This is a genomic window from Flavobacterium humi (genome assembly GCF_004745595.1).
GTDB lineage: Bacteria > Bacteroidota > Bacteroidia > Flavobacteriales > Flavobacteriaceae > Flavobacterium > Flavobacterium humi.
Genome location: NZ_SRLH01000001.1, coordinates 302352 through 326092, shown reverse-complemented (window position 1 = coordinate 326092; position 23741 = coordinate 302352). Strand labels below are relative to the sequence as shown.

Here is a 23741-nt window from a genome sequence, read left to right as displayed (position 1 = left end):
GTTTTGGTTTTGAAATAAAAAAGGTATTTTTGAAATGATGAAAAAGAAAATCAATGTATTAATCCTATTCTCCGTAGTCGTGCTTGTGGCGCTTTCTGCCATACAGTTTTATTTGATCAAAACGACATATGAATATAAGATTGAGCAATTCCACACCGAGGTACGCAATAAAATCGCAGCCATCACCAACGATTACAGCGATATCGATTCTACGGTTTTCACCAAAAAAGACATGCTCTACCGTCATTTGGCGCTTAATTACATCCAGGAGAACAAAAACCGTTTCTGGGTCAAAAACGCTATCCTGGACAACAAGTTCAAGGCAGAGCTAACCCGCAAACTCCAATCCAAATTCGAAAAAGAAATCCCGGACATCCAACTGGATTTCGCTATTGTGCTCAATAAATTTGTCATTTACAACAACAATAAGGCAGCCGATACTGTTTTTGCCGAAAAACCGCTCATCAGCAATAAATTATACGGAAACCTAACCTCTTTAGACAATGCTTTCCTGATCCGGAATTATGTAGGGACAACCGGCGGGAATGTTTTAAACTCCAATTACAAACTCCTTACAGAAGATGCCCTCTATGTTTCGGTGACAAACTGGGAAACCCTTATTTTAAAGCGCATGGCACTGGTTTTGTCTTTTGCCCTTTTATCGATCCTTACTTTGGTAACCCTTTTTGCGATAGCCATCCGGGCCCTGATCAAACAGAAAAAAATCAGTGATATCAAAACCGATTTCATCAACAATATCACCCACGAGCTAAAAACGCCTTTATCCACCTTAGCCATTTCCACCAAAATCCTGGAAAGGGAAGACATCCGCGAAAACCCACAGCATTTCAACAGCCTGATTGCAACGGTTTCCCGTCAAAATAACCGCCTGCAGCAACTGATAGACCAGGTCCTGACCAATTCCTTGGGCGAAAGCGAAATCGAACTGCAAAAAGAAAAAATCACGATAGAACCTTTCCTTAATTCTATAATCGCTGATTTTCAGATGGCAAACCCAAACATCCGCATCACGCCAGAATTCAAAACCGGCAAAACAACCCTTTTGCTCGATAAATTCCATCTCACCACAGCCCTTCTGAATGTGCTCGAAAACGCCGTCAAATATGGCTCCAATACCATCATCGTCCAGACATCGTTGCACGACGGCCAATTCAACATCAGCATCCAGGACAACGGGATCGGGATCTCAAAAAACAAACATTCGCTGCTCTTTGACAAATTTTACCGGGTAGAACAAGGCAACCTGCACAATACCAAAGGATTGGGGCTGGGCCTGTATTATGTAGACCAGATTATCAAAGCCCATAAGGGGAAAATAGCCGTCATCAGTGATTTGGGCCAAGGAGCCATCTTCAGGATCACCATCCCGTCCCTTTATTAATTTGTTTTTCATACCGAAACCATGACAAAAAGAATCCTGCTTGCCGAAGATGATTTTGATTTTGCCGCCGTCCTCAAACAATACCTCGAATTGTACGATTACCAGGTCATTTGGGCAAAAGACGGAGAAGAAGCCCTATCCGTTTTCCAAAAAGAAACCTTTGACATTTGCGTTTTTGATGTCATGATGCCTAAAATGGACGGTTTTACAGTAGCCGGGAAAATAAGCCACAGCCACCCCGAAATCCCTTTTATCTTCCTCACGGCCAGAAAACTAAAAGAAGACAAAATCAAAGGATTGCAATTAGGTGCCGATGATTATATCGTAAAACCTTTCGAAGCTGACGAACTTGTCCTGCGCCTGAACAACATCCTCAAACGCAGCCGGCAAAAAACCAATACCATCAATCCGTTAGAGGAAATGGCAGTGGGCAAATATATCTTCAATGCCTCTCGGCTGGAATTGAAACTGGACAGCCACATCCAGCGCCTTACCGAAAAAGAAGTGTCGCTGATCCTCTTTTTACTAAAAAACAAAAACCAGCTCATCAGGCGGCACGAGGTTTTACAGGCCATTTGGGGAGATGATGATTTTTTTTCCGGCCGGAGCATGGATGTTTTTATCAGCCGCATCCGCAAATATTTCTCCAACGACCCTAACATTTCCATCGAAAGCATCCGCAATATCGGGTTGGAGTTCAAGATCCGGTAAATTATAGTTTGCACAGCCTCGTGTATCGTTTGCACAGGCTTGTGTAGTGTTTGCACAGCCTTGTGTACCGTTTGCATAGCCTTGTGTATCGTTTGCACAGCCTTGTGTACCGTTTGCACAGCCTTGTGTAGTGTTTGCATAGCCTTGTGTATCGTTTGCACAGCCTTGTGCATCGTTTGCATAGCCTTGTGCATCGTTTGCACAGCCACGTGTATCGTTTGCATAGCCTTGTGTAGTGTTTGCACAGCCTCGTGTATCGTTTGCACAGCCTTGTGTATCGGTAACCTAAAAGACAAAAAGAATAATTTTATGGAAATTGTTTTTGAGTGTGAAGAAGAAAAACGAAACTCAAAAAAATGCAGACCTGTAAGCCGGATTCTGTCCCCGATACATCGGAGCCTTATCATTTATCTTGTCCCGCTGTTGCCAACGGGATCTAGCTGCCTACCCTTCAACAACGGACGAGTCGCCCTTAAATGCTGATATACTTGACATTTCACCGCATAGAGTTTACCTGGTTTCACTACAGCATTACCTGTACATACTTTCTGTTGCACTTGTCCTCGCCTCACGACGGACGGGCGTTACCCGCTATGCTACTCTTTGGTGTCCGGACTTTCCTCTCCCGATAAAACCGGGAACGATAAGGCGGTCTGCGGTGCAAACTTACAACAAATACTTTTGAATGCCAGTTTTCAAAGCCAATTGATTCGATTTCTGATGCATTTTTTGTAAATTTATTCTTTACAACTATAATTTCAGCTAAAGATGGCACATACCTATAATTATGCAAGTGTTTCCAAAGCACTCGAAGAGCTAAAAGCGTTAGGCTTTACCATTGATTTTAATATCAACGACACTCAAATTACCGCCAACCCTGCCAATTTTGAAATTGTGCACATTTACCGTTATGAAGGAGACAGCGATCCGGACGATGAAGCTACGGTTTATGGCATAAAATCAATTTCAGACAACCAAAAAGGTGTTTTTGTGTCAGGCTTTGCCGCCAATTCCGAAAACGATGCCGCCAAAATCCTTTCCGACATCTCCATCAAAGCCCGAAAAGAGCCTTAATAGGCAAACCTCTTTCCCATGAACAGGTTGCAGTCAAAATTGGAAAAAATAGGACGGGATCCTCAAATCACGGCCAGATCGGTGGGGCTGCGCTATGCCCCAAACTGCGATAAAGGTTATTACCGCATCAAAAAAGGCAACGGTTTTATATATATCGATCAGGACAAAGCCAAAGTTTCCGATCCCGAAATACTGGGCAGGATACAAAAATTAGTCATTCCTCCCGCCTGGGAAAATGTCTGGATTTCTTCTTTTGAAAACGGCCACCTCCAAGCCACCGGAAATGATGCCAAAGGCCGGAAACAATACCGCTACCACACCCATTGGAACCAAATAAGAAACCAATCCAAGTTTTACAGGCTGCGCAGTTTTGCACAGGTCTTACCTTTGATTAGGAAAGCCGTCAACCGGGATTTGAACAAAAAAGGGCTTCCCTACGAAAAAGTAATCGCTTTAGTGGTCAAACTTATCGAAATGACCAACATCCGCATTGGCAACAGCGCTTACAAAGAGCTCTATCATTCCTTCGGCCTCACTACCCTGCAGGATAAGCATGTTGCTTTTAAGGGCCAAAACATCTCTTTTGAATTTACTGGAAAAAAAGGCATCAAACATTCCATACGCCTGCAAAGCCGCAAACTCGCCAACCTGGTCAAAAAGTGCAAGGACATACCGGGACAAGACCTGTTCCAGTATTATGATCATGACGGCCACAGGCATACCATTGGTTCTTCCGATGTGAATAATTACCTGAAAGAAACCACCGGAGAGGATTTTACAGCGAAAGATTACAGGGTTTGGGCCGCAAGCGTAAATGCTTTGTCTTCTTTTTTGGATGCCGAAAAACCTGAAAACGAAAGCCAGTCCCATAAAAAAATCATCGAAGTGTTGGATAGCGTCGCCTCCAAATTAGGCAACACGCGGTCTGTATGCCGAAAATATTATGTCCATCCCACAGTAATTGCCTCATATGTAAAAGGATCGGTCTGGAAGTACAAACCCCGTAAGAATCCGGGGAACCTCCAGCCTGAAGAAAGGGCATTAGTAAGGTTATTGGAACGGGAAACCATTGCCGAAGCCCTAGCCTGATTATTTTGAAAAAAATACGGGAATAATCAATCTTTCATTCTGTAAACTTTCGAAATATTTAAATTAAAAACTATATTTGCTATCCAATAATTTTCTATGGAACAATTTATAGTATCAGCCCGTAAATACCGCCCGCAAACGTTTAAGGATGTTGTGGGGCAACAGGCAATTACCAATACTTTGCTCAATGCCATAGAAAGCAACCACCTGGCACAAGCCCTGCTTTTTACCGGTCCCCGAGGTGTAGGAAAAACAACCTGCGCCCGTATTTTGGCCCGAAAAATCAACCAGGAAGGATATGATGACCCGTATGAGGATTTCGCTTTCAATGTTTTTGAATTGGATGCAGCTTCCAATAACTCCGTGGACGATATCCGTAACCTGATCGACCAGGTCCGGATCCCGCCGCAAACCGGGAAATACAAAGTATATATCATCGATGAGGTCCATATGTTATCCCAGGCGGCATTCAACGCTTTCCTGAAAACACTGGAAGAACCGCCTCGCCACGCCATTTTTATTTTGGCTACGACCGAAAAACATAAAATCATTCCAACGATATTATCCCGTTGCCAGATATTTGATTTTAAAAGGATTACTGTAAAAGATGCCAAAGAACATCTTGCTGAAGTGGCCAAAAGCCAGGACATTACTTTTGAAGACGATGCCTTGCATATCATTGCCCAAAAAGCGGATGGTGCCATGCGTGACGCTCTTTCCATCTTTGACCGTGTCGTTTCCTACTGTGGAAATAACCTGACCCGTGCAGCCGTTACCGAAAACCTGAACGTCCTTGATTTTGAGTATTATGTAAAAGTAACTGATTTAATACTCGAAAATAATATTCCTGAATTGCTTTTGGCGTATAACGACATTTTGGCTAAAGGTTTTGACGGGCACCATTTTGTGGCAGGATTGGCTTCACACTTCAGGGATTTACTGGTGAGTAAAAATCCTGCTACCCTTATTTTACTGGAAGCCGGAGAACAAGCACAAAAATTGTATGGAGCACAGGCGCAGAAAGCATCCCAGGAATTTTTATTGCAAGGGATTGACCTGGCCAACGATTGCGACTTAAAATACAAAGTATCCCAAAACCAACGCCTTTTGGTGGAACTTTGCCTTATGCAGCTTGCCTCTATCACTTTTGATGGAGAAAAAAAAAAGCTAAACAATTTATAATCCCGCCCACACATTTCAGGAATAACAGTTATTCTATTGTTGAAGTTAAAACCGATAGCTTACCGGCCGTTACCCCTAACAGTGAACCTGCAAAAATTGCAGCAGAAGTAGTGGTTCCCAAAGAAGAAATCAAGAGAACCGAAACTCCAAAACCCGAAGCTGCACCTGCTGTTTCCAAACCGGATGTTCCCAAGGTTTCCGCTTTATCGTTAGGAAGCATCAGGGCAAAAAAAGAACTGGAAGCCCAGCTGAAACCCGTTGAAAAGCACCATGATGAATTGCCAACAGAACCTTTCACGGAAACGCAAATGCTGGAACAATGGGTCAAATATGCCAACCGATTGGGTGATAAAGGATACAAAATCCTGGAATCCTTATTATTGCTAAACGATCCTAAACTGCAAGGCACTACTATTGTGCATGAACTGCCGAATGAAAGCTCAAAGATTGATTTTGAAGGGGAAAAGCATGATTTATTAGGCTATTTGCGTGGAAAACTGCACAACCATAATATTACTATTGAAGTTACGATAAACGAAACCATAGAAGTTAAAAAGGCTTTTACCACTCAGGAAAAATACGACCGGATGAAGGAAATGAACCCGGCGTTAGACCTTTTAAGGAAAACTTTTGATTTGGACCTATAAAAAAAGGGTCAGAAAATTATTCATAACCCGTTCTTCATTTATATCTTACCATAATACATGGCTTTGACAATACCGTCAGAAAGTCCGATTTTAGGGACATAAATCTTAGTGGCTCCGCTCCATTTCATGGCATTGAGATAAATACGAAGCGCATGGATGATAACATCGGCGCGGTCTGTGTTTAAGGCCAGTTCGGCAATCCGCTGTTCGTAAGTAAGGGAATTCAGGTATTGGTATTGGGAATTCAGGTACATGTACGACAATGGTTTGTCCAGCGCTTTTTCAGATAATTTGAAAATTTTATTGATATTCCCGCCGGAACCGATAAGTGTTACGTTTTCATAAGGCTCGATAGTTGTTTTGATCCATTTTTCAATTTCTTCCCACACGATATCGTTTACCATATTGTTCAGCAAACGCACCGTTCCGTTCTTGAAAGATTTGGAAGCGACCATTTTACCATCGGAAAACAGGGAAAATTCAGTACTTCCGCCGCCAACATCTACATAAAGATAGGTTTGTTCGGTTTTGATAAAATGATGCAAATCGGACGAAGCGATAATAGCGGCTTCTTTCTTTCCGTCAATGATTTCAATTTTGATATCTGCTTTTTTCTTAACGGTTTCAGCCACCTCCTTGCCGTTATAGGCCTCACGCATCGCCGAAGTGGCACAGGCCATATATTTTTCGACCTTATATACTTTCATCAGCAACTTAAAGGCTTTCATGGCATCAACCATCCGATCAATATTTTCTTCGGTAATTTCCCCCACAGTAAAAGCATCCTGGCCCAAACGGATCGGGACCCTGATCAGGGCGCTTTTGTTAAACTGGGTTTCTTTACCTTGCTGCTCCACAACATTGGCTATCAAAAGCCGCATAGCATTCGATCCTATATCAATCGCAGCATATTTTTTTATTGAAATCATCCTTGATTTTTGATTCGGTTATTGTAATGAAATTATAATTTTTCAGCGACTACTTCAATCTTGTCCCTGTAATATTTGTAGGTTTCCAATTGCGCCCTGAAAATAGGCTTGTCCCCGCGCATGCGGTATTTGTTGTCTAATTTTTCCGAGTGGTAACGGACTTTCACATTTCCTTTCCAGGCAATATTAAACGTATCGATCAGCTCTTTTTTGATACCGGCATCATATATCGGGCAAGTAACTTCCACCCTGGTGTCAAGGTTACGGGTCATGAAATCGGCTGAAGAAATAAACGCTTCAGGATTGTTGTCATTGCAGAAAATATACACGCGCGAATGCTCCAGGTAATTGTCTACAATTGATACGGCTTCGATATTTTCGCTCATTCCCTTAACGCCCGGAATTAAAGAACATATCCCTCTGATAATCAGTTTCACCTTAACCCCGGCCCTACTGGCATCGTATAATTTATCGATCATTTTGGTATCGGATAAACTATTCATTTTCAATTTGATATAGGCGGGTTTCCCTAAATTGACATTGACTATTTCGCGGTCTATCAATTTGTAAAAACGGGATCTCGTGTAATGCGGCGAAACGATCAGATGCTTGTAACGGTGCACTCTGTAATTGATATGGAAGAATTCGAAAACCTTCGAGACATCCTTCAAAACTTGCTGGTGCGCCGTAAATAAGGTCACGTCAGTATAGACTTTCGCGGTCGATTCGTTGAAATTCCCTGTAGAGATGATTCCATAGCGTTTTAATTTCCCATGGTCGTCAATCCTTTCCACAAGGCAAATTTTACTGTGTACTTTCAGTCCTTTTACACCAAAAATAAGTTCAATTCCTTCGGTTTGCATCTGTTCGGCATACGAAATATTGCTGGCTTCATCGAAACGGGCCTGCAATTCGATCTGGACCGTTACTTTTTTCCCGTTCTTGGCAGCATTGATCAGCGAACTCACGATTTGGGAATTCTTGGCCAAACGGTACAGCGTGATTTTAATAGCCGATACTTTCGGATCCAAAGCAGCTTCCCTCAAGAATTTGATGATATAGGAAAAAGACTGATATGGTGCATTGACCAAATAATCCTTTTCTTCGATTTTTTTCAGGATGCTTCCTTCCAGGCTGAGGCCTTCAACCGGCAATGGCGTGTTTGTTTTGTACAACAGGTCATATCTTCCCAAATTGGGGAAATCCATATAATCCCTGCGGTTATGGTACCTTCCGCCGGGAATGATACTGTCTTTTGCATCAATCCCCATTTTATGGAGGAAGAATTTCAGGGTATCTTTATCAATGGTCTGGTCGTAGATAAAACGCACCGGCTCCCCTATCCTCCTGTCTTTTACACTGGATGAAATTTTTTCCATGAAGCTTTTATTCAAGTCGCTGTCCAGGTCCAATTGCGCATCTCGGGTAATTTTTATCATGTGTGCCGAAATGCTTTCGTAATCGAAAATATTGAATATTTTATGCAGGTTGTGCCTGATAAGGTCGTCCAGGAGCATAATATATTGCTTGTCATTATTGGAAGGCAAAACCACAAAACGGTTAATGGTTTTGGGGATTTCGATAACGGCATACCTGATTTCTTTTTTAACCTTCAGTTTTTCCAGGATCGATACAGGTTCCTTGGGTTTCATGACCAATTTTACCGCCAGATAGCCTGAAGTGTCTTTCAACAAGGGGAATTCGGCCAGGTCATTTAAGATGATGGTCACGACTTCGGGGCTTACTTTCTGGATAAAATAATCCTTTACAAAATTAGCCTGCTGTTTATTTATTTCGGTTTCATTGATGATAAAAATATTTTCTTTTTCGAGCTCTTTTTCAATAATGCTCAAAATACGCAAACTTTCGGATTGCTGGTCGATAACCGTTTCGGTGATTTCCTTCAGCAATTTCTGCGCAGAAATACCGCCAAGGATATTCTCTCCCGATACACCGGCCATGCTCAAGCGACGAATGGCCGCATACCTTACCCTGAAAAATTCATCCAGGTTATTGGAAAAAATCCCCAAAAAACGCATCCTGTCCAATAACGGGACCCGTTCGTCTGCAGCTTCCTGAAGCACTCTGAAGTTAAAAGCCAGCCAGCTTTTTTCCCGGTCTAAATACCTATTTTCGATACCATTCATTCTGTAATTTCTTTTGGAAAAATAACCTTTACAATGCTTCCTTTGCCAATATCCTGCCAGCGATCCTGCTCAAATTGTAAGTGGACGAAACCGGCTGTAGGAACATTCATTATAAATCGATCCCCAAATTTATTGACAATATTTGTAATTGCCTCATTATGTCCGAAAAGAATTAGGTTTTCTGTTTCATTTTCGCATTTCCGTATCTCATTTTCGAGTTTATCACCGTCAAATGTATACAGGCTGTCTTTAAAAACAATACTGTCCTGGCCAATTGACGCGGTTTCGCAGAACAACCTGGCCGTATGGCTTGCCCTAGTGGCGGTGCTGCTCCAAATAGTCTTCTTTTGTGGAAGAGATACCAAAGCTTTCCTGGCTACTTTTTTGATGTTTTTGATGCCGCTTTCCAAAAGAGGCCTTTCTTTATCGGTAACAGGAAAATCCCAACTGGATTTCGCATGTCTAATTAAAATCAAAGATTTCATAAAATAACTGTAATTAATTAGTTAAAAATTAATATTCTTTACGGTTTTTATAGCCCAAACCCAAAAAAAATGTTAATTCATAGATGATATTGTCCCTTTCATCGAAAAACGAATCGTAAATAACCATCGTACAATTTAATATAATAATTTAGCAATGTTAAAAGTAATTAAAATGCTTTAAACAAAATTTCTAAAAACGCAAATTCAAATACCACCCCTGAGTTTGCAACTTGATTAACTCAAAAAAATAATAGAAGCTTTTCTTGTTTTACCTCTTGTGTCGTAGTCATTTATGATTATGGCCTGAAGTTTTTATCCTTTTTTTTAAACTAAAAAATCAAGTTTATGAAAAACACTACTATTTTACCATCGAAAAAAAGTGTTATACAAATACTACTTTTATTAGTACTGATCTTGTATTATGATTTCACTTTTGCCCAAACTACCTATGAATGTAACCACTGTTCTTCCAATGACATAAGCATCAAGAAGGTAGAATTGGTGTCTGACGTTCCCAATGGTTCGGGCGGCTACCTGCCATTACCGACAACCTGTTTGGAAGGTCAGCAAATTAACGGTTATTTAAAAATTACATTAGATCAAAATGCGACCACCAGATACGGTACGCAGATTGAAGCCGATGTTTTTGTAGATAACGCGCTTCAGCAACATGTTAAATATGAGAGTTGTGCCACGACCAGTTCCGGGACATTCTACATTTACATGCCTTCGTACCCAAATTCCATCAATTGGAGTTGTGGTGAGGTCTTATCCCTTCGGAATATTATCATCGGATGGGGGAATTCGAGTATGAGCAACGTTTGTAACGAAACAGATTGCCAACTAGGCCCGCATTGCTATAAATATGATTTGACTACCAATTTTATAGTGATTACGCCTATCAAACCAGATTTTACCGCAGTGGGAACTTGCCCAGTGGGTAATTTGGCACAAACGTATGTTTTTACTTCAACTACTACTGGAGGTGTAACACCTTATACTTCTTATAAATGGGACATTACCAAAAACGGAGTGCCTATTTTAAACTCTCCTTTTTCAGGATCACCCTTAACAATTAATTTTTCAAGTTATGGTCCTGGAGATTATCAGGTAACGTTAACCATTACAGACAGCAACACTCCGCCTACGACAACTTCGAGCCAGCCAAAATTGGTTACAGTTGCCTCATGTTGCATTCCTTCGGCATCTTGCTTGCTTTCCAGTGTAACTTCCGAAGCTTGTAGCATCCCTGCAGCGTTTACAAATCCTAGCAATGTCTTTAATTTCAATGCCTGTGGAAAAACAGTAACCATGACCAGCTCTGATAGCGGCGATACTGTAATTTGTACCGATGGAGATGGCGCCGATTTCGTTAGGACTTACACGCTGTTATACAATGGGGTTCCATTTACAACTTGTAATCAAATCATTAAAATCAATGATACAACAGCGCCTGTTTTAAGCAACGCTCCTCAAAATGCGACCGTACAATGCAACGCTGTCCCTGCTCCGGCAGTATTGACCGCCACTGACAATTGCGATTCCTCTCCTGCTGTTACTTTTTCAGAAACAAGAGCGAATGGTACTTGCGCAAGCAATTATACGTTAACAAGAACCTGGACTGCTACTGATGATTGCGGAAATACTGCAACAAAAACACAAATCATCACCGTTCAGGATACGACTGCACCAGTATTTGTCGGACAGCTTCCAGCCGATGTAACCGTACAATGCGATAATGTCCCTGCAGCTGTAGTTTTAACTGCCACAGACAATTGCGATAGCCAAGTGTCCGTTGCGTATACTCAAAATATTAGCGGACAGGATGACGGATGTGCTTCGAATTACACCATCACCCGAAACTGGTCTGTGACTGATTGCGCCGGAAACAATACTTCTCATACACAAATCATCACTGTTCAGGATACGACCGCACCGGTATTTTCCGGACAACTTCCAACCGATGTAACTGTACAATGTGATAATGTGCCGGAAGCGGTAGTTCTAACTGCCACTGACAATTGCGATAGCCAAGTTGCCGTAGTGTATACCCAAAATATCAGCGGACAAGACGACGGATGTGCTTCGAATTATACCATCACCCGTAACTGGTCCGTGACCGATTGTGCCGGAAACAATACTTCCCACACACAAATCATCACCATTCAAGACACAACTGCACCAGTATTTGCCGGACAACTTCCAGCCGATGTAACCGTGCAATGTGATAATGTCCCAGCTGCGGTAGTTCTAACTGCCACAGACAATTGCGACAACCAAGTTGCCGTTGTGTACACTCAAAGCATCAGCGGTCAGGATGACGGATGTGCTTCGAATTATACTATCACCCGAAACTGGTCCGTGACCGATTGTGCCGGAAACAATACTTCCCACACACAAATCATTACTGTTCAAGATACTACAGCGCCGGTATTTGTTGCTGAAGTTCTCCCAGCCGATGTAACCGTGCAATGTGATAATGTGCCTGCTGCGGTGGTTTTAACTGCCACAGACAATTGCGATAGCCAAGTGTCCGTAGTGTATACTCAAAATATCAGCGGACAGGATGACGGATGTGCTTCGAATTACACTATCACCCGAAACTGGTCGGTAACTGATTGTGCTGGAAACAATACTTCCCATACACAAATCATCACTGTTCAAGACACAACTGCACCGGTATTTGCCGGACAGCTTCCAGCCGATGTAACCGTACAATGCGATAATGTGCCAGTTGCAGTGGTTTTAACTGCCACTGACAATTGCGATAGCCAAGTTGCCGTTGTCTACACTCAAAACATCAGCGGTCAGGATGACGGATGTGCTTCGAATTACACCATCACCCGAAACTGGTCGGTAACCGATTGTGCCGGAAATAATACTTCCCACACACAAATCATTACTGTTCAGGATACTACAGCGCCGGTATTTGCAGGACAGCTTCCAGCCGATGTAACCGTACAATGCGATAATGTCCCTGCTGCGGTAGTTCTAACTGCCACAGACAATTGCGATAGCCAAGTGTCCGTTGTGTATACTCAAAATATTAGCGGTCAGGATGACGGATGTGCTTCGAATTACACCATCACTCGTAACTGGTCGGTAACCGATTGTGCCGGAAATAATACTTCCCACACACAAATCATCACTGTTCAGGATACAACTGCGCCAGTATTTGCTGCTGAAGTTCTTCCAGCCGATGTAACGGTACAATGTGATAATGTGCCGGAAGCGATAGTTCTCACTGCCACAGACAATTGCGACAACCAAGTGTCCGTAGTGTATACTCAAAACATTAGCGGACAGGATGACGGATGTGCTTCGAATTATACCATCACACGAAACTGGTCTGTGACTGATTGTGCCGGAAACAATACTTCCCATACACAAATCATCACTGTTCAGGATACAACTGCGCCAGTATTTGCTGCTGAAGTTCTTCCAGCCGATGTAACCGTACAATGCGATAATGTGCCGGAAGCGATAGTTCTCACTGCCACAGACAATTGCGATAGCCAAGTTGCCGTAGTGTATACTCAAAATATCAGCGGTCAAGATGACGGATGTGCTTCGAATTACACCGTCACCCGAAACTGGTCGGTGACTGATTGCGCCGGAAACAATACTTCCCATACGCAAATCATTACTGTTCAAGATACTACAGCGCCGGTATTTGCTGCTGAAGTTCTTCCAGCAGATGTAACCGTGCAATGTGACAACGTGCCGGAAGCGATAGTTCTCACTGCCACAGACAATTGCGACAACCAAGTGTCCGTAGTGTATACTCAAAACATTAGCGGACAGGATGACGGATGTGCTTCGAATTACACCATCACCCGAAACTGGTCGGTGACTGATTGTGCCGGAAACAATACTTCCCACACACAAATCATCACTGTTCAAGACACAACCGCACCAGTATTTGCCGGACAGCTTCCAGCCGATGTAACCGTACAATGCGATAATGTCCCAGCTGCAGTAGTTTTAACTGCCACAGACAATTGCGATAGCCAAGTTGCGGTCGTGTACACTGAAAACATCAGCGGACAGGATGACGGATGTGCTTCGAATTATACTATCACCCGAAACTGGTCCGTGACTGATTGTGCCGGAAACAATACTTCCCACACGCAAATCATCACTGTTCAAGATACGACCGCACCGGTATTTTCCGGACAACTTCCAGCCGATGTAACCGTGCAATGTGACAACGTGCCGGAAGCGGTGGTTTTAACTGCCACAGACAATTGCGATAGCCAAGTGTCCGTAGTGTATACTCAAAACATCAGCGGACAAGATGACGGATGTGCTTCGAATTATACCATCACCCGAAACTGGTCTGTGACTGATTGTGCCGGAAACAATACTTCCCACACGCAAATCATCACTGTTCAGGATACGACTGCACCGGTATTTGCTGCTGAAGTTCTTCCAGTCGATGTAACCGTACAATGTGATAATGTGCCGGAAGCGATAGTTCTCACTGCCACAGACAATTGCGATAGCCAAGTGTCCGTAGTGTATACTCAAAACATCAGCGGACAAGACGACGGATGTGCTTCGAATTACACTATCACTCGTAACTGGTCGGTGACCGATTGTGCCGGAAACAATACTTCCCATACACAAATCATTACCGTTCAAGACACAACTGCGCCAGTATTTGCTGCTGAAGTTCTTCCAGCCGATGTAACCGTACAATGTGACAACGTGCCGGAAGCGGTAGTTCTTACTGCCACAGACAATTGCGATAGCCAAGTTGCCGTTGTGTATACTCAGAATATCAGCGGTCAGGATGACGGATGTGCTTCGAATTACACTATCACACGAAACTGGTCCGTGACTGATTGTGCCGGAAACAATACTTCCCACACACAAATCATTACTGTTCAAGATACTACAGCGCCGGTATTTGTTGCTGAAGTTCTTCCAGCCGATGTAACCGTACAATGCGATAATGTGCCGGAAGCCGCTGTACTGAATGCTACCGATAATTGCGACAATCAAGTAGTAATAACATTTGTGGAAAACATTATCCATAATGACGAAGGTTGTTCTTCAAACTATAGCATCAGAAGAACCTGGACCGCTACGGATTGTGCCGGAAACAATACTTCCCACACACAAACCATCACCGTTCAGGATACGACAGCACCGGTACTTACAACTCCAGCCGATGAAGTCCTAAATGTTAGCTGTAACGAGATTCCTCCTAAACCGGAACTTGTTTTTACAGACAATTGTTCTGCAACCGTAAATGTTGTTTATACTGAAAATATTCAGGATCAGACACAATATACATATACTATAATAAGACATTGGACAGCTACTGATAGTTGTGGAAATTCATCTGAATTCACCCAAACGATATATGTAACGATTGGCGAACCGTTCTCACATGTTGACAAATCATTGTGTACAGATGATTCCAGTGTTGATTTGTTCAGTTATTTAAATCTAAGCCCGGAAGAATCTCAAGGAACCTGGGTAGATGTGAACAATTCAGGAGCATTAACAGGAAGCATCTTAAATCCTCATAATCTCCAAGTCGGGTTCTATGTATACAGATATACTATTGAAAACGGAAGCTGTCCTAGGGTGATTGAAATTTATATGACTATAAATGATGATTGTGTGGTTTTACCATGTACCATAGACGAGTTGAAAATTTCAAAAGTGGTTACTCCTAATAATGATACTTACAATGATTATTTTGTGATTGGAGGCCTTGAGGCTTGCGGATTTACATACGATGTAAAAATATTTAACAGATGGGGCGCTTTGGTTTATGAAAATCCAAATTATAAAAACGATTGGGACGGAAAAGCCAGAAACGGAGTGACCGACAGCAATCTTCCATCAGGTACCTATTACTACGTTGTAAACATTGTAAATAGTGGGTTTGATATCTTTAAAGGGTATATTTATTTAGGAACTAAAAACTAAACGGTTATGAAAAATATATATGTAACAATCATTATAGTTCTAAATGTGTTTGGAGCGATAGCGCAGCAAACACCGCAGTTCACACAATATATGTATAATACTATCTCGGTAAATCCTGCTTATGCAGGAAGCCGGGAAGCATTATCCATCGTAGGGCTCCACCGAAGCCAATGGGTTGGTTTTGACGGAGGTCCTACCACACAAACACTTTCTGCCCATACTCCGTTAAGAAACGAACACATTGGTGTAGGGCTTTCTTTTATAAACGACAGGTTGGGTTATGAAAACTTTAGTTATGTATACGCAGATTTCTCATACACTATCAATTTAAGCGAACAGACAAAGCTTGCATTTGGGATTAAAGGAGGTTTCAGCCATTATAAAATAGATGAGGTCCTGTTTAATGATCCGGATGTTTACAATGACCCGTATTTCCAAGACAAACTTAATCGCTGGACACCAAACATCGGGGCAGGGCTTTACCTTCACCAGCAAAAATGGTATGTTGGAGTTTCTTCTCCAAAACTGGTAGAAAACGATTACAATAAAACCGGGGATTATGTAGCATTGGAACAATCTCACTTTTATGGAATTGCCGGATATGTTTTCGATCTTAACCAGGAAGGCAGTATCAAAATGCGTCCGACAGGCCTGGTAAAATACACCAAAGGATCTCCTATGTCCTACGACGCGACGCTCTCCTTTCTATTTAATGAAAAACTTTGGATTGGCGGCTCTTATCGTTTTGATGATTCAGCTGGCGCATTAGTGGATTTTGCCATAACAGACCAGTTCCGTATAGGATATGCCTATGATTATCCTATATCCAAAATCAAACCTTACACCAGCGGCTCCCATGAGATTTTCCTCATTTTCGATTTCAAATTCGATAAATCGAAATACAAATCACCTCGCTATTTCTAACCTAAAATGATTGAATTATGAAAAAAGTCTTACAATATATTCTGATATCTGTTTTAGTTTTTGGAAATATCCCTTCGGCTTCGGCCCAGTTTGGGAAACAAAAGAAAGCAGATGCTTTGTACAATAGTTTTTCATTCGTAAAAGCGATTGATGTTTACAAAGAAATGTTGGCAAATAATTACAATGCTGATTACGCCAAAAGACGCCTGGCCGATTGTTATTCGATGCTTCGCGACCCGGAAAATGCAGCAGTATATTATGCAGATGTAGTCAAACAGGAAAAAGTAGATCCTGAATATTACCTGAATTACGCGATGGCACTGCGCGCGCTCAAAAAATATGACGAATCCAAAATATGGATCAGCAAGTACAAGGAAACGGGCGTAATTGATTCACGGGTGCAGAAAATAATGGAAGATGAAAATTTCATTACGAACATCTATCAAATCAAGCAGCAATATTTTTCAAAAACAGTACCGTTCAACTCCGAATTGAGTGATTTTGGTGCCACAGAAAAAAACAATGTCATCACATTTGCTTCCAGCAGGGACAAAGGAGTTGGTATCAAAAGAACCTACTCCTGGAACAGCCAGCCGTTTTTGGAGTTGTTCCAGCTTACCCGAAACGGAGATAGTTTTTCTGAACCCGAAAAATTAAAAGGAGATGTAAATACACGGTTTCACGAAGGGCAGGTTTCTTTTTCCAAAGATGGAAAGACCCTGTACTTTACCCGAAACAATTTTACAGACCACAAAAAAGGAAAAGATGCCCAAGGGACAAGCAACCTTAAAATATACCGCGCAACCCTGGACAAAGACAATAAATGGACAAATATCAAGGAATTGCCATTCAACAATGCCAATTATTCGGTAGGTCACCCTAGTCTTTCAGCCGATGGGAAAACCTTATATTTCGCTTCTGACATGCCGGGCGGCTTTGGGAAAAGCGATATTTACAAAGTAAGTGTTGACGGGGAATCCTTTGGAACGCCTGTGAATCTTGGCAATAAGGTAAATACCGAAGGGAACGAGCTTTTCCCGTTTGTTCATTCCGATGGAAATTTATTTTTCTCCTCAGACGGTTTGCTGGGCCTCGGCCAGTTGGATATCTTCACGACCATTTTAGATGAAGAAGGAAATATCCAGGAAATCATCAACCTTGGTATGCCTGTAAATTCCAGTATGGACGATTTTTCATTCTTTTTGAATGATTCGGGCGAAACCGGTTTCATTGCCTCAAACCGAGAAGGCGGCATGGGTGATGATGATATATACGGTTTTGACAGGGTTCCGCTTTTTTCTATTAAAGGAACCGTAACCGATGCCATCAATAAAATGCCGATACAGGATGCCAAAATCGTGATAAAAGACAAAGACGGCAACCAGATTGCGGATTTGGTTACCGATGCCAAAGGAAAATACAGCATCAATGTGGACCGGGAAACTACCTACACACTGGAAGCATCACACCCGAAATACATGGCGGAACCTTCTAAAATTGGTGACACAAGGAATTCAAAAGGGAAAACCTTCGTCATTGTTGATTTTGAGCTTGATCCGGTTCAGGATGTCGATGTATTGGCCGGTGTAAATATTGAAAACATCTATTTCGATTTCGACAAGTACAACATACGCTATGATGCTTCGGTAGAATTAAACAAAGTCGCTGATCTTATGCTGATTACCTATCCTACAATGGCTATTGAGATTGCTTCGCATACAGACAGCCGCGGTAGTTTCAAATACAATGAAGCCTTATCCGTAAGAAGGGCTAATTCCACACATGATTATCTGATTTCAAGAGGAGTAGATCCGAAACGCATTAAAAAATATGAAGGTTTCGGGGAATATAATCTTGTCAATGATTGCAAAGACGGTGCAGATTGCTCCGAAGCGGCTCACCAATTGAACAGACGCTCGATTTTTAAAGTCCTCAAAATGCAGTAAAAGTAATTCTCACTACTTGCTTTTATTTTTGCAGAAAACCTCCTGGCTTGTTACAGAACCAGGAGGTTTTTAGCTGAAAAGCAGGCTCGTTTTATCCCACCAATTCTATAATTAGGGCGTTTAAGACCCTTGGTTCAAAAGGTTTTACGATGATTCCGTTCATGCTTGAATTTTTTATCTGGCCCATAATTTCCTGTTTGTCAAATGCCGTGAGCGCGATGATTGGTGTGGTGATTTCCAGGCCGCGGATAAGTATGGAAGTTTCAAAACCGTTTATTTTTGGCATATTGATATCCATCAGGATGATATCGAATTTTTGTTCCTTCAGTATGGCAACAGCATCGTAACCGCCATTGACAATAGTCGTGACATACCCGAAACCATCCAGGATCTTTTGGGTGACTACCTGGTTTATCTTATTATCTTCCACCAAAAGCACATGAAGTTTTTTGCTTGGTTTCGAAAGGGTATCCTGCTCGTTGGAAATGGGATTTACAGTTTCTTCAACAATTTCAAAACGAATGTCAAAACTGATCTTAGTACCTTTCTTTTCTTCACTTTCCAATTGTATTTCCCCACCCAAAAGCTGGATCAATTTTTTCACAATAGGCAATCCGAGGCCAGTTCCCTGGTAATCATCGTCCCTGCGTTCGATTTGCACAAACTGCTCGAATATCTTTTCGTGGTCTTCTTTGGAAATGCCAATCCCGTTGTCTATCACTTCAAAATGAATGACACAGGCATTGTCTTTTTTCTCCATAAGATTCGCCTTGATGATGACATTTCCTTCTTCGGTAAACTTAAGGGAATTGCTAATCAGGTTCATAAATATCTGCGACAGCCTGACTTTATCGGAATTGATGCATTTTGGGATGTCTTCATCAAATTCCAGGCAGATTTCATTGTTGTTCTTAAAGGCCAGGAATTGCAGGCTTCCCAAAATAGCGTTCAGTTCTTCTTTTAGATTGAAAACCGAATTGATCAAAACGATTTTTTTTTCCGAAATTTTATAAACCTGCAGGATATCATTTACCAGCGATAGTAAATATTGGGCGGAAAACTTTAACGATTTCAGGTACGGGCTGTTCTTTATTTCCGGGTGCTCATCGGCGATAATGTCCGTGATTCCTACAACACCATACAGCGGCGTCCTCAATTCGTGGCTTATCGTGGATACGAATTGCGATTTGAGCCGGGTTGATTCTTCGGCTTTGTCTTTAGCGATCTGAAGCTCATAGTTGGCAAACTGAAGCGCTTTGTTGCTTTGCTTTTTAGTATTGTTGTTTTTGAATAAACTATAGAGCAGCAATAATAAAATAAGAAAGATAATCACAAACAAAAAAACGATAATCTGCGTCTTTTGAAGGCTTTTTGTCTTTTGCTCTTTTTCCTGTTCGATATTGCTGATCTGGCGTTTGAATTCGTCTATCTGGATCTTGTTTTCATAACTGCTGGCATTTTTGCTTCGTTCCAGGTTGTAGATTTTATCTTCCAGGACATGGTACAGTTGCAAATAATGATAGGCCAGTTCGTAGTTTTTATTTTTGAAATAATGCTTCGAGAAATCATTGTATACTTCCGCAAGATAGGAATCCAGCAAATCCGTTTTTTCGTGTTCCCCGAAAGAAATCGCTCTTTTAAAGTTTTCCTCCGCTTTCTCATTCTGTTTCAAATGGCTGTAATAACCGCCAAGCTGGGAAAAAAGCGTAATCCTTGCCTCGATTTCGTCATGGAGCCCAATATATTTGCTGGCTTTCACCAAAAAAGGATACCCTTTGTCAAATTCTTCCCTGTCAAAATAAGCCCCTGAAATATTTAAGGCATTGTAGGTAATCTGGATTGGGTTTTTGGTTTTTTCGGTGTATACCAAGCCTTGCTTGTAATAATCGATTCCTTTGTCAAAATCAATGTCTTTATAAGTATAGGCATTCCCGAGATTGTTTAGGATCCAGTCCTTAATCGTGTCATTATCCGTTAAATTAGCATGGTAAAGCGCTTTGTTATAATACACAATGGCTTCTTTGCTGTCTGAAAATTCAAGGAAATTGGTAGCGATGACATTATAGGCTTTTGCGATAAGCACATTGTCATTTATGGCATTTGCTTCTGCCAACGCTTTTTGTGATAAATGCAGCGATTTATCCGCATCTAAATCAGATAAGGCCAAGCTTGCTTCATTTATCTTGGACTGGATATCTTTTTTGGAAACGGTGGGCTCTTGCGAAAAGCACCACTGAAACGATATCAGCAATAAGATAAGGCAAAATCTATTTGATGTTATTCCCATAAATAAATTTCAACTGAATTAGTTCCTTCAAAAATACATATAAAATTCAGAAGAAAATTAAAAAGCAACCTATTATATAAAAACAAAGCGACCTTTTTGGCCGCTTTTATTTTAACTTCTGATCAATTTTTTATATTTGATTCGCGTTGGGGCAACATCTCCCAGACGTTTTTTACGGTTTTCCTCATAATCCGAGAAACCGCCTTCGAAGAAATACACTTGGGAATCTCCCTCAAAAGCAAGGATATGTGTACAAATCCTGTCCAGGAACCATCTATCGTGCGAAATAACTACGGCACAACCCGCGAAATTTTCCAAACCTTCTTCAAGGGCACGAAGCGTGTTGATATCCAAATCATTCGTTGGCTCATCCAGCAAAAGCACATTTCCTTCTTCTTTCAGGGTCATGGCCAAATGCAATCGGTTTCTTTCCCCACCTGATAATGTGTTCACTTTTTTGTTTTGGTCGCTTCCGCCAAAGTTAAATCGGGACAGATACGCTCTTGAATTCACCTGGCGCCCGCCCATCATGATCAACTCCTGGCCATCGCAGAAATTTTCCCAGATGGATTTATTAGGATCGATATTAGAATGCGACTGGTCTACATAAGCGATTTTTACGGTTTCTCCCGTTTCGAATTCACCGCTGTCCGGTTTGAGCTCATCCATGATCATTTTAAAAATAGTTGTCTTACCGGCACCGTTTGGCCCGATAATTCCAACAATACCTGCCTGAGGCAACGTAAAATTCAAATCATCGTATAATAATTTTTCGCCATATGCTTTGGCTACATGGTTGGCATTGATCACATTAGTACCTAAACGAGGTCCGTTAGGGATGTAGATTTCCAATTTCTCATCCAGTTCTTTCTGGTCTTCGTTCAATAACTTATCGTAGTTCTGCAAACGCGCTTTTTGTTTGGTCTGACGGCCTTTCGCACCTTGGCGTACCCAGTCCAACTCACGCTCTAACGTTTTTCTTCTTTTTGACGCCACTTTTTCCTCCTGTGCCATACGGTTCGATTTTTGATCCAACCATGAAGAATAATTCCCTTTCCACGGAATACCTTCTCCCCTGTCAAGTTCCAATATCCATCCGGCCACATTATCAAGGAAATACCTGTCGTGCGTTACGGCAATTACCGTTCCGGCGTACTGCGACAAATGCTGCTCCAACCAAAGTACCGATTCCGCATCCAAGTGGTTGGTTGGCTCATCCAGCAATAACACATCCGGTTGCTGCAATAACAGGCGGCATAAGGCCACACGTCGTTTTTCCCCTCCGGATAACACATTGATCGGAGTATCTGCTTCGGGCGTACGCAAAGCATCCATGGCGATTTCCAGTTTGGTATCGATTTCCCAGGCACCTGAAGCGTCGATCTTATCTTGCAAAGCGGCCTGGCGGTCCATAAGTTTGTCCATTTTATCGGCATCCTCATACACCTCCGGCAAACCGAACATATCGTTGATTTTGTTGAATTCGTCCAAAAGCGCCATTGTTTCGGCAACACCTTCGCGAACCACTTCAATTACCGTTTTTGTATCGTCCAACTGCGGCTCCTGCTCTAAATAACCTACAGTGTAACCCGGTGCGAAAACCACATCTCCCTGGTAGTTTTTATCTACGCCTGCGATGATTTTCAATAATGAGGACTTACCCGAACCGTTTAAACCCAGGATACCAATTTTGGCTCCGTAGAAAAAACTCAGGTAAATATTCTTTAAAACCTGTTTATCACTTCCTTGATACGATTTACTCAATTTTGACATCGAGAAAATCACTTTCTTATCGTCTGACATATAAAATTTTAATTTTTATTAATTATTTGATTATTTAAGATTTACACTGTTTTTAATCTTTCCTAAATATCCGAATTTTTATTTAAAAGTTGCCACTTTAAAATAGCTATTCAAACAGAAGGCTTCACTTATTCCTATCACAAAGCAAATCTTAGGACTACAAAGATAGTTTTAAATAAAAAAAATGCAAATGATGATGGCGGAATATTAGGATTACAATCATTTGATAATGGAAGTACTGAAAAAACTTCCGTAAAAATTTGCGCAACCAAAAAGTTGCACGTATATTTGCAACCATATAGTTTCATATTTAAAACCCGAACAATGAGAAGAGATGTTTTTCAAGCCATTGCAGACCCAACCCGAAGGGCTATCATAGCATTGATTGCCTTGCAGGCTATGACGCCAAACACTTTAGCAGAACATTTTGAAACAAGCCGACAAGCAGTTTCAAAACATTTAAAGATACTTTCGGAATGTGATTTGATTTCTCAGGAACAACTTGGAAGGGAAATATATTACAAATTAGAAGTGGAAAAAATGAAAGATATTGACATTTGGTTAGAACAATTCAGAAAAATATGGGAAACCAAATTCAGCCAACTAGACGATTTATTAGCAACTATTAAAAAACAGAAAAAATGAACCACAACTTGCAATCAGATTTTACCGTTGACAACGCAACAAAAACGGTAATTATTAACAGGGAATTCGATGCCGGGCTTTCGTTGGTCTGGGAAGCGTTTACAACAGCAGAATTATTAGACCAATGGGTTGCCCCAAAACCTTGGACAGCTAAAACCAAATACATGAATTTTGAAGAAGGCGGAAAAAGGTTTTATGCCATGGTTAGCCCGGAAGGAACAGCACATTGGGCCATACAGGAATTTAGTGCCATTGCGCCAAAAACCAATTTCAAAATGCATAATGCTTTTGCCGATGAAAATGAAAATCCGCAATTGCCCGGATCAGAATGGGATTATCGATTTACGGAACAAAACGGAAAAACGAACGTTCGTATCACTATTTACAATGAATCGCTTGAGCGTATGGAAAAAATGATCGAAATGGGTTTCAAAGAAGGTTTTACGATGTCGGTTGCCAACTTGGAAGCGCTATTGAAAACGCTATCCCAAAAGTAATTTCAAACAAAAAACGTTCCGGGAAAT

At 41.6% G+C, this 23741-nt stretch carries 16 protein-coding genes and 1 other RNA gene; 11 read left to right on the top strand and 6 right to left on the bottom strand.

The window, feature by feature from the left end; genetic code table 11:
• Nucleotides 1-34: 34 nt before the first annotated feature.
• Complete coding sequence (locus E4635_RS01310; RefSeq protein WP_246020630.1) at nt 35-1402, top strand: sensor histidine kinase; 1368 nt, start codon at nt 35-37, stop codon at nt 1400-1402.
• 21 nt (nt 1403-1423) lie between these two features.
• The gene (locus tag E4635_RS01305) at nt 1424-2113 is read left to right on the top strand and encodes a response regulator transcription factor (RefSeq protein ID WP_135524805.1); all 690 of its coding nucleotides are present in this window, start codon (nt 1424-1426) and stop codon (nt 2111-2113) included.
• A 351-nt stretch (nt 2114-2464) separates the two neighbouring features.
• Here the strand turns inward: E4635_RS01305 and rnpB are convergent.
• An RNA gene (rnpB, locus tag E4635_RS01300) (RNase P RNA component class A) lies at nt 2465-2773 on the bottom strand.
• A 108-nt stretch (nt 2774-2881) separates the two neighbouring features.
• Between rnpB and E4635_RS01295 the strand changes: the two genes are divergently transcribed.
• The 4 genes from E4635_RS01295 (at nt 2882) to E4635_RS01280 (ending at nt 6105) form a co-directional block, all read left to right on the top strand.
• Nucleotides 2882-3187, top strand: coding sequence for a hypothetical protein (locus E4635_RS01295; RefSeq protein WP_135524804.1), 306 nt, complete (start codon nt 2882-2884; stop codon nt 3185-3187).
• Nucleotides 3188-3205: 18 nt separating this feature from the next.
• Entirely contained in the window at nt 3206-4276 is a 1071-nt protein-coding gene (locus E4635_RS01290; protein ID WP_135524803.1) for a DNA topoisomerase IB, read from the top strand.
• A gap of 96 nt (nt 4277-4372) precedes the next feature.
• The gene (dnaX, locus tag E4635_RS01285; protein ID WP_135524802.1) at nt 4373-5458 is read left to right on the top strand and encodes a DNA polymerase III subunit gamma/tau; all 1086 of its coding nucleotides are present in this window, start codon (nt 4373-4375) and stop codon (nt 5456-5458) included.
• A 110-nt stretch (nt 5459-5568) separates the two neighbouring features.
• The gene (locus E4635_RS01280; protein WP_246020628.1) at nt 5569-6105 is read left to right on the top strand and encodes a DNA polymerase III subunit gamma/tau; all 537 of its coding nucleotides are present in this window, start codon (nt 5569-5571) and stop codon (nt 6103-6105) included.
• 38 nt (nt 6106-6143) lie between these two features.
• Here the strand turns inward: E4635_RS01280 and E4635_RS01275 are convergent, their stop codons facing one another.
• From E4635_RS01275 to E4635_RS01265, 3 genes are read right to left on the bottom strand one after another with little or no spacing between them, the layout of a single operon-like run.
• Entirely contained in the window at nt 6144-7034 is an 891-nt protein-coding gene (locus tag E4635_RS01275) for a Ppx/GppA phosphatase family protein (RefSeq protein WP_135524801.1), read from the bottom strand.
• 32 nt (nt 7035-7066) lie between these two features.
• Nucleotides 7067-9181, bottom strand: a complete 2115-nt coding sequence (gene ppk1, locus E4635_RS01270; protein WP_135524800.1) for a polyphosphate kinase 1 — start codon at nt 9179-9181, stop codon at nt 7067-7069.
• Nucleotides 9178-9666, bottom strand: coding sequence for a SixA phosphatase family protein (locus tag E4635_RS01265; RefSeq protein ID WP_135524799.1), 489 nt, complete (start codon nt 9664-9666; stop codon nt 9178-9180). Before E4635_RS01265 ends, ppk1 begins: the two co-directional genes overlap by 4 nt.
• Nucleotides 9667-10011: 345 nt before the next feature.
• Between E4635_RS01265 and E4635_RS01260 the strand changes: the two genes are divergently transcribed.
• The 3 genes from E4635_RS01260 to E4635_RS01250 are packed head-to-tail and all read left to right on the top strand — an operon-like array spanning nt 10012 to nt 18482.
• On the top strand, nt 10012-15612 hold the full coding sequence (locus E4635_RS01260) for a gliding motility-associated C-terminal domain-containing protein (protein ID WP_135524798.1): 5601 nt from the start codon (nt 10012-10014) through the stop codon (nt 15610-15612).
• A 6-nt stretch (nt 15613-15618) separates the two neighbouring features.
• The gene (locus E4635_RS01255) at nt 15619-16536 is read left to right on the top strand and encodes a PorP/SprF family type IX secretion system membrane protein (RefSeq protein ID WP_135524797.1); all 918 of its coding nucleotides are present in this window, start codon (nt 15619-15621) and stop codon (nt 16534-16536) included.
• Between the two features lie 17 nt (nt 16537-16553).
• Nucleotides 16554-18482, top strand: a complete 1929-nt coding sequence (locus E4635_RS01250; protein ID WP_135524796.1) for an OmpA family protein — start codon at nt 16554-16556, stop codon at nt 18480-18482.
• Between the two features lie 91 nt (nt 18483-18573).
• On the opposite strand, the gene E4635_RS01245 is transcribed toward E4635_RS01250, so the two are convergent.
• Together E4635_RS01245 and ettA are read right to left on the bottom strand one after the other, a co-directional pair.
• Nucleotides 18574-20769 (bottom strand): ATP-binding protein, encoded by a 2196-nt coding sequence (locus E4635_RS01245; protein ID WP_135524795.1) that lies wholly within the window; start codon nt 20767-20769, stop codon nt 18574-18576.
• A 111-nt stretch (nt 20770-20880) separates the two neighbouring features.
• Nucleotides 20881-22572, bottom strand: a complete 1692-nt coding sequence (gene ettA, locus E4635_RS01240; protein WP_135524794.1) for an energy-dependent translational throttle protein EttA — start codon at nt 22570-22572, stop codon at nt 20881-20883.
• Between the two features lie 324 nt (nt 22573-22896).
• On the opposite strand from ettA, the gene E4635_RS01235 reads away from it, so the two are divergent.
• Together E4635_RS01235 and E4635_RS01230 are read left to right on the top strand one after the other, a co-directional pair.
• Entirely contained in the window at nt 22897-23217 is a 321-nt protein-coding gene (locus tag E4635_RS01235; RefSeq protein WP_135524793.1) for an ArsR/SmtB family transcription factor, read from the top strand.
• Nucleotides 23214-23714, top strand: coding sequence for an SRPBCC family protein (locus tag E4635_RS01230; protein ID WP_135524792.1), 501 nt, complete (start codon nt 23214-23216; stop codon nt 23712-23714). Before E4635_RS01235 ends, E4635_RS01230 begins: the two co-directional genes overlap by 4 nt.
• The last annotated feature ends 27 nt before the right edge of the window (nt 23715-23741 follow it).

Coding starts and splice junctions, on each gene's coding strand:
- E4635_RS01310 (WP_246020630.1), top strand. CDS start 35: ATGATGAAAAAGAAAATCAATGTATTAATCCTATTCTCCGTAGTCGTG.
- E4635_RS01305 (WP_135524805.1), top strand. CDS start 1,424: ATGACAAAAAGAATCCTGCTTGCCGAAGATGATTTTGATTTTGCCGCC.
- E4635_RS01295 (WP_135524804.1), top strand. CDS start 2,882: ATGGCACATACCTATAATTATGCAAGTGTTTCCAAAGCACTCGAAGAG.
- E4635_RS01290 (WP_135524803.1), top strand. CDS start 3,206: ATGAACAGGTTGCAGTCAAAATTGGAAAAAATAGGACGGGATCCTCAA.
- dnaX (WP_135524802.1), top strand. CDS start 4,373: ATGGAACAATTTATAGTATCAGCCCGTAAATACCGCCCGCAAACGTTT.
- E4635_RS01275 (WP_135524801.1), bottom strand. CDS start 7,034: ATGATTTCAATAAAAAAATATGCTGCGATTGATATAGGATCGAATGCT.
- ppk1 (WP_135524800.1), bottom strand. CDS start 9,181: ATGAATGGTATCGAAAATAGGTATTTAGACCGGGAAAAAAGCTGGCTG.
- E4635_RS01265 (WP_135524799.1), bottom strand. CDS start 9,666: ATGAAATCTTTGATTTTAATTAGACATGCGAAATCCAGTTGGGATTTT.
- E4635_RS01260 (WP_135524798.1), top strand. CDS start 10,012: ATGAAAAACACTACTATTTTACCATCGAAAAAAAGTGTTATACAAATA.
- E4635_RS01255 (WP_135524797.1), top strand. CDS start 15,619: ATGAAAAATATATATGTAACAATCATTATAGTTCTAAATGTGTTTGGA.
- E4635_RS01250 (WP_135524796.1), top strand. CDS start 16,554: ATGAAAAAAGTCTTACAATATATTCTGATATCTGTTTTAGTTTTTGGA.
- E4635_RS01245 (WP_135524795.1), bottom strand. CDS start 20,769: ATGGGAATAACATCAAATAGATTTTGCCTTATCTTATTGCTGATATCG.
- ettA (WP_135524794.1), bottom strand. CDS start 22,572: ATGTCAGACGATAAGAAAGTGATTTTCTCGATGTCAAAATTGAGTAAA.
- E4635_RS01235 (WP_135524793.1), top strand. CDS start 22,897: ATGAGAAGAGATGTTTTTCAAGCCATTGCAGACCCAACCCGAAGGGCT.
- E4635_RS01230 (WP_135524792.1), top strand. CDS start 23,214: ATGAACCACAACTTGCAATCAGATTTTACCGTTGACAACGCAACAAAA.